Here is a 15,486-nt window from a genome sequence, read left to right as displayed (position 1 = left end):
ACGAGTGGGGCGCGCGTGCGCCCCTTAAGGGGCGCGGGGCTGTGACATCTGCGGCTCCGCCGCGGGGCGCGACCAGCCACAACCGGCCCGCAGCAGAAGAACCAGGCGACCGTCAGGCCGCGGCCGCGTACGTCGTCTCGCGCGACGACACAAGACGGCCCAGCAGCGCCACGATCCGCCGCGACGCGAGCCCGTCTCCGAACGGGCTCGGCAACGCGGCAAGCCGGGCACGCCCACCCGCACCCAGCGCCAGCGCCGCACGCGCCGCACGCCCCAGCTCAGGACCGGGCGCGACCAGGGTCGCGAAGTCGGCCATGGCCTCCGGGCGTTCGGTGGAGTTGCGGACCACCACCAGCGGGCGGCCGAGTACGGTGACCTCCTCCTGGACGCCCCCGGAGTCGGAGACGAGCAGGGCCGCGTGCCGGGCGAGGGCCAGGAAGTCGCGGTAGCCGAGCGGCCGGGTCACCCGCAGCGGGGCGAGGAGCTCGACGAGGCCCGCCGCCTCGATACGGGCCCGGGTGCGCGGGTGGAGCGGGAGCACCACCGGCACCTCGGCGGCGAGCGCGGCCAGCTCGGTGAGGATCGCGCGCAGGGCCGCCGGGTCGTCGGTGTTCTCGGGGCGGTGGACGGTGGCCAGGACGAAGCCGTCAGGGGTGAGGCCGAGACGCTCCAGGTGTGCGAACCGCTCGTCGCTGGAGGGGAGTTGGCTGTGGACGGCCTCGACCACCGTGTTGCCGGTGATGTCGACGAGGTCGGCGCGGACGCCCTCGGCCAGCAGGTTCTCCCGGTTCTCCGGCGTCGCCGCGCACAGCACGTCGGCGAGCCGGTCGATCAGGACCCGGTTGTGCTCCTCGGGCATGTTCCGGTCGTGGCTGCGCAGCCCGGCCTCGACGTGCACGAGCGGGATCGAGCGGGCGTTGGCGGCGAGCGCCCCGGCGAGGGCGGCGTTGGTGTCGCCCTGGACGACCACGGCGAGCGGCGGCTCGGCCAGGAACAGCGCGTCGAGCTGGGCGAGGCCCGCGGAGATCTGCACCGCGCGCGGCTGTCCGCCGATGCCGGTGAGGTACGTCGGGTCGGGGATGCCGAGGTCGGTCAGGAAGCGGCCGGACAGTTCCTCGTCGTAGTGCTGACCGGTGTGCACGACATGCGCGGCGGGCCCGAGGAGGCGGATCAGCTCGGTCAGCTTGACCAGCTCGGGGCGGGTACCGAGGACGACGGCGATGCTGCGGGGCGGCAGGGCGGACACGGAGAGCTCCAGGGACGGACCGGCGGGGACGTCCACCAAGCTCGCCGCCGACCGTTGCCCACCCGGCTGGTACTCGGTTGCCCGACGGTTGCGGTTCCCGCCGGGGAACGGATTCGGGACTTTCGGCCCCGCCGCCCCGGGACCTTGGCCCGGGACCTTGGCCCGCACCCGGGCATGCCGTACGACCCGTACGAGCTCAAGGGCTCACGAACCCACCGGCTCAGCCGCCGCCCTCCCCCTCCCCCCGATACCGATACCCCATCCCCCGCACCGCCTCGATCGGGTCCGTCTCCAGGCTGCCCGCCGCCTGCTGGAGTTTGCGGCGCACCCGCAGCACCGCGAACTTCACGCGGTCGCGGCCGACGCCCTGCGGGTCGTCCCAGACCTGGTCGAGGAGCTGGTCGGTGGTGACGACCCGGCCGCGGTTGCGGACGAGGACCTGGAGCAGGCGGTACTCGATGTCGCTGAGCCGTACCTCCTCGCCGAGCCAGACCGCCGAGCGCCGCTCGGGCACCAGGCGCAGTGACTCGTCCTGGGCCGTGCCCGCCCAGCGCGAGGTGGAGGCGCGCCGCAGCAGTGCCTCGATCCGGGCGACCAGCTCGTCGTTGCCGAACGGTTTGGGCAGATAGTCGTCGGCCCCGGCCCGCAGCCCCCGCACCCGGTCGCTCTCGGCTCCGCGCGCGGTGAGCAGCAGTACGGGCAGGTCGGTCATGTCCCGGGTGCGCTCCAGGACCTGCCAGCCGTCCAGCCCGGGCAGGCCGATGTCGAGCAGCATCAGGTCGGGCGCGTCGGCGAAGAGGCGCCGCAGCCCCTCGCGGCCGTCGGCGGCGGCCACCACCTCGTATCCGGCCCGGGTGAGCAGCACACGCAGTGCGGTGGCCACATCGGGGTCGTCCTCGACGATCAGGATCCGGGTCATGGCGCCTCCTCCTCACGCGCGGGTCCCGTGATCGGCAGGTGGACCGTGAACAGCGCTCCCCCGCCCGGCGCCTCGGCGACCGAGAGCTCGCCGCCGTGGCGGCGCACGATGTCGCGGCTGAAGGTGAGGCCGAGGCCGGTGCCGGGGAAGCCGCCCGACTCGGCGTTGGGGGCGCGGACGAACCCGGAGAAGATCTCCTCGCGGTACTGCTCGGGCACCCCGATCCCGGTGTCCGCGACCGTGATGCGCCACGTGTCGCCCTCCGGCTCGGCCTCGATGGCGACGCGCCCGCCGGGCGGGGTGAACTTGGCGGCGTTCTCCAGGAGGTTGGCGAGCACGTGCTCCAGGCGGTGCTCGTCCCCGTACAGCGGCGGTCCCGGCGTACAGCTGAGCACGGTGAACAGTCCGGCCCCGGTCAGTGTGGACATCCGGTCGGCCACCGCGTGCTCCAGCATCCGCGCGATGTCCACCTCGCCGAATTCCAGCCGCAGTTGAGGCTCGCGCATCATCGTGGTGTCCATCAGCGTGGTGATCACTCCCGCCATGCGGGCGGCGTTGCGGCGGATCGCGGCGAGGAAGTTCAGCTGGTCGGCGCCGAGCGAGCCGGAGGCGGGGTCGGCGAGCAGGTCACAGAAGCTGATGATGGAGGTCAGCGGGGTGCGCAGTTCGTGCGAGGCGGAGGCCAGGAACTCGTTGCGCTGACGGGCCAGCTCCGCGAGCGCCGCGTTGTCGCGGTGCAGCGCGTGTTCGCGGCGCTTGTCCTCGGTGATGTCCTCGGCGGTCCACAGCGACCCGAAGGGCTCGCCGCCCGCGTCGTACAGCGGCTCCACGTCGCGCCGGATGACCCGGCCGTCGGTGAGCGCGATCTCGGCGGCGCGGTGGACGCGGCGCGCGGCGATGGCGGCGGTGCCCTCCACGATCCAGGCCGGGCGCTCGGCGAAGTGGTCGAGGACCGCCTCCACCACGGGCTCCAGCGGGGCGCCGGGGGCGTAGGCGACCCGCCCGGCCAGCGCGAACATCTCGACGAAGCGACGGTTGACGGCGACCACGTGCTCGTCGCCGCCCTGCACGATCGCCGCCCGGGGCAGTGCCTCCAGGACGGCCTGAAGCCGGTCGCGCTCACGGTCCACGCCAGCACGGTACGCGCGGATCACCGCTGGTCGGCGGCGCCGCGCCTCCCGGCGGCCGACCGGGACCGTGTCAGTGCTCGGTCACCTTGCCGTCCGCGACCTCGACGCGCCGGGTGGTGCGGACCGCGTCCAGCATCCGGCGGTCGTGGGTGACAAGGAGCAGCGTGCCGGTGTACGAGTCGAGGGCGGACTCCAGCTGCTCGATCGCCGGCAGGTCGAGGTGGTTGGTCGGCTCGTCGAGGACGAGCAGATTTACGCCCCGGCCCTGGAGCAGCGCGAGGGCCGCACGGGTGCGCTCGCCCGGCGAGAGCGAGGTGGCCGGGCGCAGCACATGGTCGGCCCGCAGACCGAACTTGGCCAGCAGGGTCCGTACTTCGGCCGGCTCGGTGTCCGGGACGGCCGCGCAGAACGCTTCGAGCAGCGATTCCTCGCCGACGAACAGGCCACGGGCCTGGTCCACCTCGCCGACGACGACGCCGGAGCCGAGCGCGGCCTGGCCCGCGTCGAGCGGGAGGCGGCCGAGGAGGGCGGCGAGCAGCGTGGACTTGCCCGCGCCGTTGGCGCCGGTGATCGCGACGCGGTCCGCCCAGTCGATCTGGAGCGAGACCGGGCCGAAGGTGTAGTCGCCGCGCCGGACCTCGGCGTTGTTGAGGGTCGCCACGACCGAGCCGGAGCGCGGCGCGGTCGCGATCTCCATGCGCAGCTCCCACTCCTTGCGGGGCTCGTCGACGGTGTCGAGCCGTTCGATCATGCGCTGGGTCTGGCGGGCCTTGGCGGCCTGCTTCTCGCTGGACTCGCTGCGGAACTTGCGGCCGAGCTTGTCGTTGTCCCCGGCCTTGCGGCGGGCGTTCTTGACGCCCTTGTCCATCCAGCTGCGCTGCATCTGGGCGCGGCCTTCGAGGGCGGCCTTCTTGTCGGCGTACTCCTCGTAGTCCTCGCGCGCGTGCCGGCGGGCGGTGTCGCGCTCTTCCAGGTACGCCTCGTAGCCGCCGCCGTACAGGGTGATCTGCTGCTGGGCGAGATCGAGTTCGAGCACCTTGGTGACGGTGCGGGTGAGGAACTCGCGGTCGTGGCTGATGACGACGGTGCCGGCCCGCAGCCCCCGTACGAAGGTCTCCAGGCGCTCCAGACCGTCCAGGTCGAGGTCGTTCGTCGGCTCGTCGAGCAGGAACACGTCGTACCGGGAGAGCAGCAGCGAGGCGAGGCCCGCGCGGGCGGCCTGGCCGCCGGAGAGCGCGGTCATCGGCTGGTCGAGGCCGACGGTGAGGCCGAGGGTGTCGGCCACCTCCTCGGCGCGCTCGTCGAGGTCGGCGCCGCCGAGGTCGAGCCAGCGCTCCAGGCTGTCCGCGTACGCGTCGTCGGCGCCGGGCGCGCCCTCGACCAGCGCCTCGGTGGCCGCGTCCATGGCGGTCTGGGCGGCGGCGACACCGGTGCGGCGGGCGAGGAAGGCGCGCACGGTCTCGCCGGGGCGGCGGTCCGGCTCCTGCGGGAGGTGCCCGACGCTGGCGCCCGGCGGGGAGAGCCGCAGCTCGCCCTCCTCCGGAGTGTCCAGCCCGGCCAGCAGCCGGAGCAGGGAGGACTTCCCCGCTCCGTTGGCGCCGACGAGGCCGATGACGTCGCCGGGGGCGACGACGAGGTCGAGCCCGGCGAAGAGCGTGCGGTCGCCGTGTCCGGCGGCGAGGTCCTTGGCGACGAGGGTGGCAGTCATGAGGTCTAGATCCTACGTGGGTGCCAGGACTCCCACGGTCCGGTTTTCGCCACGCCCGCGCACCGCCGGTACGGCGGACCGTTTCGGCACATATGCCCGGTGGACCGTTTCAGCGCCACGCTCCAGCGGACCGTTTCAGCGCGCGACCGCCGTAGTGATCACCCCGCCCGTGGTCCGCGCCACCAGGAAGGACTCCCCGCGCAGGACGTGCGGGTCCAGCGGCACCTGATGGGTGCCGGGGTCGAGGATCGCGTCCAGGACCTCCTCGGTGTGGACGCGGTGCAGCCGGTCCAGGCGGTACGCGGTCAGGCGCACCCGGCAGGTCGCGCCGACCGTGAGGCGGGCCTCGTCAGGGGTGGCGAGCAGCCGGGTGAGGCGGCGCTGGGCGGGCGGGGTGCGGTCCAGGGCCTGTTCCAGCTGGGCGACGAGCAGCGGGGTGACGGGGGCGAGGCCGATCACATACGCCGGGTGCGCGTGGGCCCGGGCGAACGCGGCCCGCACGGCGGCGCGTTCGTCCTCCGGAACCCCCCGCCCGAAGGCGACCGCCCCGTACGACATGAGCTCCTCGGGCATCGCGTCGCTCACGTCGTGCGCGATGTCCGCGCCGATGCCGATCGAGCGCAGCGCCGCCGCGAGCTTGCCGAGGACGGCCGCGCGGGCCCCGATCAGGAGCACCCGGCGCCGGGGCGGCTCGTCGTCGAGCAGCCGCTCCAGGGCCGCCCGGTACTCCTCGGCGCGGAAGCGGAACGGCCCTATCCCGTGGTAGCCGTTGCGCTCCAGATCGGGCACGGGGGCGGTCTGCCAGGCGAAGTCGCGCCAGATGATGTCGTCGCCGCGCCGCTCGATGACCGCGGTGACCGCGCCGCACGCCAGGTCCTCGCACTCCGGGCAGGCGTAGACCACGTAACGCCCGTTCGCGAGCGGTGGGTCGGTCTCCAGGAGCAGGCTGCGCACCTGGGCGCCGAGGATCGCGGGCGGTACGTCGGAGGCCAGCGGCGAGACGGCGTCCAGGTCGGCGAGTTGGAGCAGCAGGGGGCGGCCGTTGACGACGAAGTCCATGAAGTCGCGGTGCAGTTGCGGTGATCCGTTGCCATCGACGTCGCCTGCCCGCATCGCGGGGGCCAGTCCGAAGGTCGCGTACGCGGCAGACATATCCCCAGTATTCCCACCTTCCGGCTGTTTCGAGCACGGCATCACCCGATCCGCTACCGTCCCGTCATGAGCGACGAGACGATCGTGGTGGGTGGCGGGGTCATCGGTCTGACGACGGCGGTCGTCCTGGCGGAGTCGGGCCGCAAGGTCCGGGTGTGGAGCCGGGATCCGGTCGACGGCACCACATCGGCGGTGGCGGGCGCCCTGTGGTGGCCGTACCGGATCGAACCGGCCGCGCGCGTCGGCGAGTGGGCGCTCACCTCCCTGCGGGTGTACGAACAGCTCGCCGCCGAGCCCGAGACGACCGGGGTACGGCTGGTGGAAGGGCTGCACGCGGGCATCCGGCTCTCCGAACTCGGCCCATGGGCGGCCGAGGTGGACGGGCTGCGCCAGTCCGCGCAGGGGGTGCTCGCCCGGGTGCCGCTGATCGACATGCCGACCCATCTGGACTGGCTGCGCGCACGTCTGGAGGCCACGGGCACGAAGGTGGAGATCCGTGAGGTCGACCGGCTCCCCGACGCGCCGCTCGTGATCAACTGCACCGGCCTCGGCGCCCGCCACATCGTGCCCGATCCGCAGGTACGGCCGGTGCGCGGCCAGTTGGTGATCGTGGAGAACCCCGGCATCACCGAGTGGTACACCGCCGTCGACGACTCCGATGCCAGCACCTACTTCTTCCCCCAGCCGTACGGACTGCTGCTCGGCGGCACCGCGCAGGACGACGCCTGGGACCTGACCCCCGACGCCCGGACCGCCGAGGAGATCGTCGCGCGATGCGCCCAGGTGCGCCCCGAGATCGCCGGGGCACGGGTGCTCGCGCATCGGGCCGGGCTGCGGCCGGTGCGGGACGGAGGCGTCCGGATCGAGGCCGAGGCGACCAGCTCCGGTGGTGTCGTGGTGCACAACTACGGCCATGGCGGCGCCGGTGTCACCGTCGCCTGGGGGTGTGCGCGGGAGGCGGCCGCACTGGCCGCCTCCCGCACTCCCCTCCGGTGAGAACCCGTCTCAGCAGCGCTGGCCGGGTTCGGCCGCGCGGACCCTCATCGCTCCCCCGGGACCCGGCTGCCCGTCTGCGGGACCGAGACGCCGGTCGGACGCGCGAGATGCGGCGCGACCTGCGGCGGCGTGCCGGTGGTGGCCCGGCGGAACGCTCCCGTACCGCCGACCAGCGGCAGCTTCGCCCAGGTGTGGGCGAGGTCGACGGTGAGTGTCGGGGTGCTCGCGGGCGGGTCGATGAGGTCCTTGTCGGTGCCCGCGACGATCAGCGCGAGCCGGTGCCCGGCCGGGACGACATGGTCGCTGGCATGCAGGTCGAGCGTGATCGTGTACGGCGTGCCCGGGTTCAGCGGCTGCCCGGTGTCGCCCGTGTAGTGGCCGAGGTCGGCCCAGCCGCGGCTGAACACGGTGTAGTCGACAGCCTTCTTGTCGGCCGAGGTGACCTTGTAGCAGGAGCTGTCCCCGGTCGTGCTCGGGCCCCAGCAGGTGCGGTCGGTGCCGGTGAGGATGCCCTCGCCCGCGCCGCCGTAGTTACGGATGGTGTCGGGGCCGAGGTCGACCAGGACCGCCGAGAGATGAGCGCTGGTGGTGGTCGGGGTCGCGGTGACCGTCACCTTGGAGGAGCCGGAGAGCCGCAGGTCCTTGGTGAGCGTCGGGGTGACGAATCCGGCTTTCTCCGGGGTCGGCTTGTCCACGGTCGCGGACCAACTGGTCTCGTCCAGCGCCGGGTTGTCGGTGAACGTCTCGCTGGAACCTGCGGGTGCGCGGCTCAGCCCGAGGGTGCCGACGCCGGGCGCGGAGCCGGTGGCCGGGCGCAGCACGGTGTCCCGGGTGCCCGTGGGCGGCCACACGGCATCGGTGGACCACTGGTCGACGTGGCGCTCGATGTCGGCCATCGGCGCACGCTCGATGCCGTTGTCATAGCCGAGGAGGTAGTGGTCGAACCACTGGTGCAGGGTGTCGACCCAGTCGGAGCGCCGGTAGTCGAACGGGTCGACGTGCCCGGTCTGGGAGAGCCAGATCTTGCGCTCGACACCGTTCGCCGCGAGCGCGTCCCACCACTGGCCGAAGTTCTTGGTGCGCACGTTCAGGTCCTGCATGCCGTGCACCACGAACACGCTGGCCTTGACCTTGGACGCGTCGGCGACGTAGTCACGCCCGGTCCACAGCGGCGTCCAGTCGCCGTCGCGCGGCGCCCCGTCGACGAGTTTCTGCTGTACGGCGCCGCAGTGGGCCCGCGCATCCGGGCTCTCGACGTAGTTGGAGAGCCAGTCGGGGCCCGAGTCGTAGAGCGAGGCGCCCTTGGCGAAGTAGTAGTCGTACCAGGAGGAGATGGAGCTGATCGGCACGATGGTCTTCAGGCCCTCGACGCCGGTGGCGGCGACCCCGTTGGCGATGGTGCCGTCCCAGCTCTTGCCGATCATGCCGGTGCGGCCGTTGGTCCAGTCGGCGCCGACGCGCTGTGTACCCGTACGGGTGGTGTAGGCACGCGCGCGGCCGTTGAGCCAGTCGACGACCGCCTTCGCCGACTGGACGTCCGAGGAGCCGCCGACGTCGACACAGCCGTCCGAGCGATTGGTTCCGGACAGGTCGACGGCGACGAAGGCGTAGCCGCGCGGCACGAAGTAGTTGTCGTAGAACAGCGGCATCTGGACGACATGGCCTTGCGCGTCGTACGTCTTGAGCTGGCTCTCGTTGCCGCGCCCGCAGCACGAGTAGTACGGCGAGGCCTCCAGGATGACCGGAACCTTGCGGCCCTGCTGTGCGGGCTCGCGCGGGCGGACGATGTCGACGGCGACCCGGTCGGTCCTCCCGTCGCCGTCCGCGTCGAGGCGGGTGTCGACCCAGACGGACTCGCGGATGGCGTTCTCGTACGAGTAGACGGGCCTGCTCTCCTTGGCGCGGGCGGCCTGGGCGCCCACCGGCGAGACGAACAGGGCGGTCAGGGCGGCCGCGACCGCCACCACGAGCAGGCGACCCCAGCGGGGCGACCGGAGCGAGCTGTTCCGAGGCGATCTGGACCTCGTGCGGGTGAACCGCGTGGCTATCGGCATGGGCGGACGGTACTCCCGTCAACTCCCGTGCAAAAGAGGGCAGTCGTGGTCCGAAAGAGAGTCGAGTCGAGCAAGTAAACATGTCGGCGCAATGGCGATCGTGTGACAGCAGGGGCCATGGACATGACCGGTGCGGCGGGCGCTGAATAGGGTCCGAAGAGATCGTTCACCCCGACGACTTGGAGCACTCGTGCACCGCAAAATCATCGCCCCGAGCGTGCTCGCCGCGTCCCTGCTGCTGGCGATCCCGGCATCCGCGACCGACTTCACACCGGGAGCCCCGGGTATCGGCGACTCCTACTACCCGAGCAGCGGCAACGGCGGTTACGACGTTTCCCACTACGACCTGAGACTGAAGTACCAGCCCACCACGGACCTGCTGGAGGGCACGGCGACGATCCTCGCCACCACCACGCAGAACCTCTCCCGCTTCAACCTCGACTTCGGGCTCCAGGTGAGCGAGGTGCTGGTCAACGGCACGAAGGCGACGTACGCCAAGTCCGGCACCCAGGAGCTGGAGATCACCCCGGCCGCGCCGCTGGTCAAGGGGAAGTCGATCTCGGTGGTGGTGAAGTACGCGGGCAAGCCGTCCGAGCTGAGCATCGGCGGCTACACGGCCTGGCACCGCACCCCGGACGGTGGTGTGGCCGCCCAGGAGCCCGACTCGGCCGTGTGGTGGTTCCCGTCCAACGACCACCCGCTGGACAAGGCCACGTACGACGTGTCGGTGCTCGTGCCGGACGGCACCCAGGCGATCAGCAACGGCACGCTCCAGTCGCAGAGTTCCGCGCGGGGCTGGACGCGGTTCAACTGGCGCTCCAACAAGCCGCAGGCCAGCTATCTCGCGACGCTCGCGATCGGCAAGTTCGACATCACGACGGACACCACGGCCAACGGCCTGCCGATCATCAACGCGTACAGCAAGGACCTCGGTGACAACGACGGCGCCGCGCGCGCCAGCGTCGAGCGCACCAAGGACGTCGTCGAGTGGCTGAGCACCCTGTACGGCCCCTACCCGTTCAACTCGGTCGGCGGCTACGTGCCCAACGTGACCTCCGGCTTCGCCCTGGAGACGCAGACCCGCCCGTACTACAGCCCCAAGCAGTTCGCGAACGGCGCCAACGTCTCGGTGATCGTGCATGAGCTGGCCCACCAGTGGTACGGCGACAGCGTGTCGGTGAAGGGCTGGAAGGACATCTGGAACAACGAGGGCTTCGCCCGCTACACCCAGTGGCTCTGGTCGGAGAAGGAGGGCGAGGGCACCACGCAGGAGCTGGCTGACTACGTGTACGCCCAGCACCCGGCCAATGACCCGTTCTGGCAGGTCAAGCCGGGCGACCCGGGCCCGGACAACCAGTTCGACCTGGCCGTCTACGACCGGGGCGCGCTCGCCATCCAGGCGCTGCGCAACGCGGTCGGCGACAAGGCGTTCTTCGCCATCCTCAAGGGCTGGCCGACGGCCCACCAGTACGGCAACGCCAATGTGGGCGACTTCGTACAGTACGCCGAGAAGATCTCCGGCAAGCCGCTCGCCGGGCTCTTCGACACCTGGCTGTACCAGCAGGCGAAGCCCGCCGCCGCGGCCGCGAAGAAGGCCAACCTCGTGGCCCGGTCCGCCGGAACGCCGGTGGCCCAGCCGAAGTCCTGGAAGAAGATCGCGGAGACGAACGACATCCACGACCACCACTGAGGGCTCCTGAACCGGTGGGCGGGCGCGGCTGGGAAGCCCGCGCCCGCCCACCACTTAGCGCTCTGCTGGGGGCGGCGGCGCGCCACTACGCTGTACGCGGCGCCCCGCCCGGCGCCGCCACGCCGCCCGCGAGGAGCACCCGCCTTGACCGAGCAGCACACCGCACCGGACACGGACCCGCACCCCGGGTCCCGGCCCACGCTGGAATCCGTCGCCGCGCGCGCCGGTGTCTCCCGGGCCACGGCGTCCCGGGTCATGAACGGCGGCGCGGGCGTGCGTCCCCCGCTGGTGAACAAGGTGCGCCAGGCGGTCGAGGAGCTGGGATACGTCCCCAACCACGCGGCCCGCACCCTGGTCACCCGGCGCACCGGCGCGGTCGCCGTGATCATCGCCGAGCCGGAGATCCGGATCTTCTCCGACCCGTTCTTCTCCCAGCAGATCCGGGGCATCAGCAAGGAACTCACCGCCCACGACACCCAGTTGGTGCTGCTCCTCGTGGAGGGGCCGGGCGACTACGAGCGGATCGCGCGCTATCTGGCGGGCGGACACGTCGACGGCGCGCTGGCCTTCTCGCTGCACACCGACGACCCGCTGCCCGCGATCGCCCGCAGGACCGGGATACCGACCGTGTACGGGGGCCGCCCGAGCTGGCCGACGCCGCCGGGCGAGCGGCCCGTGCCGTACGTCGACGCCGACAACCGGGCCGGTGCCCGCGCGGGCGTACGCCATCTGCTCGCGCTCGGCCGCACCCGCATAGCCCACCTGGCGGGCCCGCCCGACCAGACCTCGGCGACGGACCGGCTCGACGGCTTTCATGACGTCCTGCCCCACACCGACCCGAAACTGATCGCCGAGGGCGCCTTCACCGTGGAGAGCGGAGCCCACGCGATGGCCCAACTCCTGCACCGGCGGCCCGACTTGGACGCGGTGTTCGCCGCGAACGACCTGATGGCGTCGGGCGCGCTTCAGGTGCTGCGCGAGCGCGGCCGCCGGGTGCCGGAGGACGTGGCCCTGGTCGGCTTCGACGACATGCCGGGCGTCGCCGAGGCGACGGACCCACCGCTGACGACGGTACGTCAGGACATCGAGGGCATGGGCCGCCTCATGGCCCGACTGCTGCTGAGCGGCCTGAACGGGGACGGCACGAGCCCGGAGCCGGTGATCACGGAGACGGTACTGGTGCGGCGGGCGTCCGCGTAACGCGTCATCCAGCGCGCTTCTCGGCCTTTGCCCGCGCCCTGGCCCGTCGGGCGAGCGGCAGATAGCGCAGCCGCTCCGGCAGTACGGGCACGACCGCCCGCACCACGCGGCCGAACCGGCGCAGCGCGCGCTCCTGGGCGTCGGTCCATTCGAGCCCCATCGCCGCGCGCGCGTCCGGCGGCAGGAAGCCGATGGTCAAAAACCGTCTGAAGCGCGCGATCGGCGGCAGGAGCAGCGGCCAGCACAGCCGCAGCAACAGTCGTACGGGGAGCGGCCCGAGGGCGGGGGCCGGAACGTCCGGGTGGAGCGAGACCAGCTCCTCGACCACGGCGTTCGCACCGATCTCGTCGGCGAGCACCTTGCGGTAGTACGGCCAGAACTCCTCGATGCTCTGCGGCATGTCCCGGTCGTGGATGCCCAGAACGCGCCCGACCTGAAGCCACTCCGCGTACATCTGCCGCTCCTGCGCCTCGGTGCAGGGACGGCGCAGGTACTGCTGGCTGTAGGCGAAGATCGGATACCCGGTGGCATGCACCCACGCGTAGTTGGCCGGGGTCAGCGCATGGTAGCGGCGGCCCCGCGCGTCGGTGCCCTGGATGCTCCGGTGCAGCTCCCGCAGCCGACGCCCCTCCTGGGCCGCGGCCTCGCCCCCGTACACCCACAGCTGGAGCGAGCGCAGCGAGCGCTCACCGCGGCCCCAGGGGTCGGTCCGGAACACAGAGTGCTCGTCGACCCCGGCGCCGACGGCGGGATGGGCGACCTGGAGCGCCAGGGCCGCGGGCAGCGTGAGCAGGACCCGCACGTCCCCGGCGAGGCTCCACAGCACTCCGCCGGGCGGGGGCGGGGTGGGGTCGGTGGACGTACGGTTTTCGATCACACATCCAGGGATATCAGATGACTAGTGGGGCGCGAGTTTCGGATGGTCGGTGTCGGGGAGCCAGTCGCGCCCCGGCTTGTACTCCAGCCAGCGCCGGGAACGACCTGCTTCGGCGAAACCGCGCAGCAAGGTGTCGAGCTGTGGATGGCGGGACGACTCGCGCCAGGCCAGCGACCAGGCGTACAGCGGTGTCGGCTCGACGAGCGGGATGGAGCGCAGGCCCGTGTGGTCCGGCAGCGGCGCGTCGGCGGGGAAGACGGTGAAGCCGTCGGGGTCGGTGCTCAGGCCCCGGACGAGGTGGTCCAGGCCCAGGTTGGGGCCGTCGTGGCGCCGCGTGATCTGGAACTCGTCGGCGAAGCGGCGCAGGAAGTCCAGACGGCTCAGCTCGGCCGGACACCACAGGACGCTGTCGCGCAGCTCGGCCGGGCGCACCGCGTCGGCGCCGGCCAGCGGGTGCGAGGGGCCGACCACCAGGTCGACGGGTTCGAGGCGCACGAGGCGCTGCGTGAGTCCCGCGTCCCGGCCGTCGGGCAGCGGGTGCACCCGGCCGAAACCCAGGTCGGTGTCCCCGCGCAGCAGCGCCCCCGCGACCGACGGCCAATCGCGCCCGGGGCCCGGCTCCCACCGCACGGCGGCGAGCGCCTGCACCGCCTCGGCGACCGTACGCATCGGCGCGTACAGATGGCCCCAGGTGTCGATCCGTACGGCCGGTCCGGCGTCCGTCACCGCGGCGACCGCCCGCTCGCCCGCCGCCAGCGCCTCGCGCGCGGCGGGCAGGAACCGCTCCCCCGCCTCGCTCAGCCGGACGCCGCCCTGACGCTCGAAGAGCCGTACGCCAAGCAGCTCTTCCAGGCGGGCGATGCGCTTGGACAGCGCCTGCTGACTGGTGTTCAGCTCTTCGGCGGCGCGTCCGAAGTGCAGTGTCCCGGCGGTCGCGGCGAAGGCGCGGACCTGGGCGAGGTCGAGGTCCATGGCGCTGACCTTATGCGACAACGCTTTGTTGTCGATCATGCGGTCCGGTTGTTGGCCGGGCCACCGCTCCACGCGGTCCGATGGTCCCCGAAGCCGGAAAGCGAAGCCGGAAAGCAAGCGCCACCGAGGAGTTGACCACGATGAAAGCCTTCGTCCCGACCGGAGATCCCGCCGAGCCGGTCGTGCTCGCCGATGTCCCCGAGCCGACGCCGCGCCCCGACGAGGCGCTGGTGAAGGTCGAGGCGTTCTCCGTCAACCGGGGCGAGACGTTCAAGCTGGAGCGGCCCGTCCCCGGCGAGCGCCCCGGCAAGGACATCGCGGGCTTGGTGGTGCAGCCGGCCGCCGACGGCAGCGGGCCGTCCGGGATCACGCGGGTCGTCGGCCACCCCATGGCGGGCGGCTGGGCGGAGTACGTGGCGGTGCCGACCGGCGCGCTCGCCGAACTGCCCGACAGCGTCTCCGTGCTCCAGGGCGCGGCCCTGCCACTGGCCGGTCTCACCGCGCTGCGGCTGCTGCGCGCGGCCGGACCGGTGCTCGGCCGCCGGGTTCTACTGACCGGCGCCTCCGGCGGCGTCGGCCACTACGTCACCGAACTCGCGGCCGCCGCCGGGGCCGAGATCACCGCCGTGACCAGGGACGCCGAACGCGGCGCCCGGCTCGCGGAGCTCGGCGCCGCCGAGATCGTCCACGACGTCGCCGGGGCGCGGGGCCCGTACGACATCGTCCTGGAGTCGACCGGCGGCCGGGCGCTCTCCGTCGCACTCGCGCGGCTCGCCCGGCGCGGCACGTTGATCTGGTTCGGGCAGGCCAGCCGCACCCCGGCGACGCTCGACTTCTTCGACTTCTTCAGCGGCCCCGAATCCGCGACCATCCGCCATTTCCACTACCTCGACGCCGACACCCGCCTCGACGAGGACCTGGCGGCGCTGGTCCGGCTGACCGCCGAGGGCCGTCTGCACCCCGAGATCGGCCGCGTCACGGACTGGGCCGACACCGCGACCACCCTCACCGACCTGCGCGACCGCCGCATCCGCGGCAAGGCCGTCCTCACCCTGTCCTGAACACCACGCCTGAAAGCAACCGAAGGAGCAAGACCGTGAGCACCACCGACCCCCGCGCCGTCGTCATCCGCTACGTCGAGGCCGTACGCGACGGTGACATCGACGTCATCCGCGACAGCTTCGCCACGGACGCGACCTGGCACTACCCGGGCGATCTGCCCATCTCCAAGGTGTGGCACGGCCGCGACGCGATCATCGACGACTTCCTCGGCGGCATGGGCCCGGTCCTCGTCCCCGGCACCATGGAGATCGAGCTGATCAGCACGATCGCCGAGGGCGAGCGGGTGGTGGCCGAATGGACCTCCAAGGCCGAGACGGTCTACGGCGGTACATACGACAACCGCTGCCTCGGCATCTACACGGTCCACGACGGGAAGATCGTCTCGGTCGTCGAGTACGCCGACACGAAGCATGTCGCCGAGACCCTGTTCCCGGACGATGCCACCGACCGCCTCGGCGGATGACCGCCCCCGGGCCCCTT

13 protein-coding genes are annotated in these 15,486 nt (G+C 72.3%); 5 read left to right on the top strand and 8 right to left on the bottom strand.

Annotated features, from left to right (window positions below):
* Positions 1-112: 112 nt before the first annotated feature.
* From wecB to BG418_RS37845, 5 genes are all read right to left on the bottom strand, one after another.
* Complete coding sequence (gene wecB / locus BG418_RS37865; RefSeq protein WP_317453889.1) at positions 113-1,282, bottom strand: non-hydrolyzing UDP-N-acetylglucosamine 2-epimerase; 1,170 nt, start codon at positions 1,280-1,282, stop codon at positions 113-115.
* A 184-nt stretch (positions 1,283-1,466) separates the two neighbouring features.
* Positions 1,467-2,165 (bottom strand): response regulator transcription factor, encoded by a 699-nt coding sequence (locus BG418_RS37860; RefSeq protein WP_188278616.1) that lies wholly within the window; start codon positions 2,163-2,165, stop codon positions 1,467-1,469.
* A complete protein-coding gene (locus BG418_RS37855; RefSeq protein ID WP_317453888.1) occupies positions 2,162-3,295 on the bottom strand; it encodes a HAMP domain-containing sensor histidine kinase in 1,134 nt (377 codons plus the stop codon). Before BG418_RS37855 ends, BG418_RS37860 begins: the two co-directional genes overlap by 4 nt.
* Positions 3,296-3,365: 70 nt before the next feature.
* Positions 3,366-5,003, bottom strand: coding sequence for an ABC-F family ATP-binding cassette domain-containing protein (locus BG418_RS37850; protein ID WP_188278614.1), 1,638 nt, complete (start codon positions 5,001-5,003; stop codon positions 3,366-3,368).
* A gap of 135 nt (positions 5,004-5,138) precedes the next feature.
* Positions 5,139-6,155, bottom strand: a complete 1,017-nt coding sequence (locus BG418_RS37845) for an oxidoreductase (protein ID WP_188278613.1) — start codon at positions 6,153-6,155, stop codon at positions 5,139-5,141.
* A 66-nt stretch (positions 6,156-6,221) separates the two neighbouring features.
* Between BG418_RS37845 and BG418_RS37840 the strand changes: the two genes are divergently transcribed.
* A complete protein-coding gene (locus tag BG418_RS37840; protein WP_188278612.1) occupies positions 6,222-7,151 on the top strand; it encodes an FAD-dependent oxidoreductase in 930 nt (309 codons plus the stop codon).
* A gap of 44 nt (positions 7,152-7,195) precedes the next feature.
* On the opposite strand, the gene BG418_RS37835 is transcribed toward BG418_RS37840, so the two are convergent.
* Positions 7,196-9,205 carry a Xaa-Pro dipeptidyl-peptidase gene (locus BG418_RS37835; RefSeq protein WP_188278611.1) on the bottom strand — a complete coding sequence of 670 codons (2,010 nt, stop codon included), beginning with the start codon at positions 9,203-9,205 and terminating at the stop codon, positions 7,196-7,198.
* A gap of 190 nt (positions 9,206-9,395) precedes the next feature.
* Here BG418_RS37835 and BG418_RS37830 point away from each other — a divergent pair, with 190 nt between their 5' ends.
* Positions 9,396-10,895: a M1 family metallopeptidase gene (locus tag BG418_RS37830; protein ID WP_188278610.1), complete on the top strand. Its 1,500-nt coding sequence runs from the start codon at positions 9,396-9,398 to the stop codon at positions 10,893-10,895.
* A 144-nt stretch (positions 10,896-11,039) separates the two neighbouring features.
* The gene (locus BG418_RS37825; protein WP_188278609.1) at positions 11,040-12,095 is read left to right on the top strand and encodes a LacI family DNA-binding transcriptional regulator; all 1,056 of its coding nucleotides are present in this window, start codon (positions 11,040-11,042) and stop codon (positions 12,093-12,095) included.
* Between the two features lie 4 nt (positions 12,096-12,099).
* On the opposite strand, the gene BG418_RS37820 is transcribed toward BG418_RS37825, so the two are convergent.
* Both BG418_RS37820 and BG418_RS37815 read right to left on the bottom strand, forming a co-directional pair.
* Entirely contained in the window at positions 12,100-12,972 is an 873-nt protein-coding gene (locus BG418_RS37820; RefSeq protein WP_188278608.1) for an oxygenase MpaB family protein, read from the bottom strand.
* A 21-nt stretch (positions 12,973-12,993) separates the two neighbouring features.
* Entirely contained in the window at positions 12,994-13,944 is a 951-nt protein-coding gene (locus BG418_RS37815) for a LysR family transcriptional regulator (protein ID WP_188278607.1), read from the bottom strand.
* Between the two features lie 140 nt (positions 13,945-14,084).
* On the opposite strand from BG418_RS37815, the gene BG418_RS37810 reads away from it, so the two are divergent.
* Together BG418_RS37810 and BG418_RS37805 are read left to right on the top strand one after the other, a co-directional pair.
* On the top strand, positions 14,085-15,005 hold the full coding sequence (locus BG418_RS37810; RefSeq protein WP_188278606.1) for a zinc-binding dehydrogenase: 921 nt from the start codon (positions 14,085-14,087) through the stop codon (positions 15,003-15,005).
* Between the two features lie 35 nt (positions 15,006-15,040).
* The gene (locus BG418_RS37805; protein WP_188278605.1) at positions 15,041-15,469 is read left to right on the top strand and encodes a nuclear transport factor 2 family protein; all 429 of its coding nucleotides are present in this window, start codon (positions 15,041-15,043) and stop codon (positions 15,467-15,469) included.
* The last annotated feature ends 17 nt before the right edge of the window (positions 15,470-15,486 follow it).

The sequence above is a fragment of the Streptomyces sp. CBMA152 genome (genome assembly GCF_014596475.1).
GTDB lineage: Bacteria > Actinomycetota > Actinomycetes > Streptomycetales > Streptomycetaceae > Streptomyces.
This window is presented reverse-complemented; position numbering and strand designations above follow the sequence as displayed.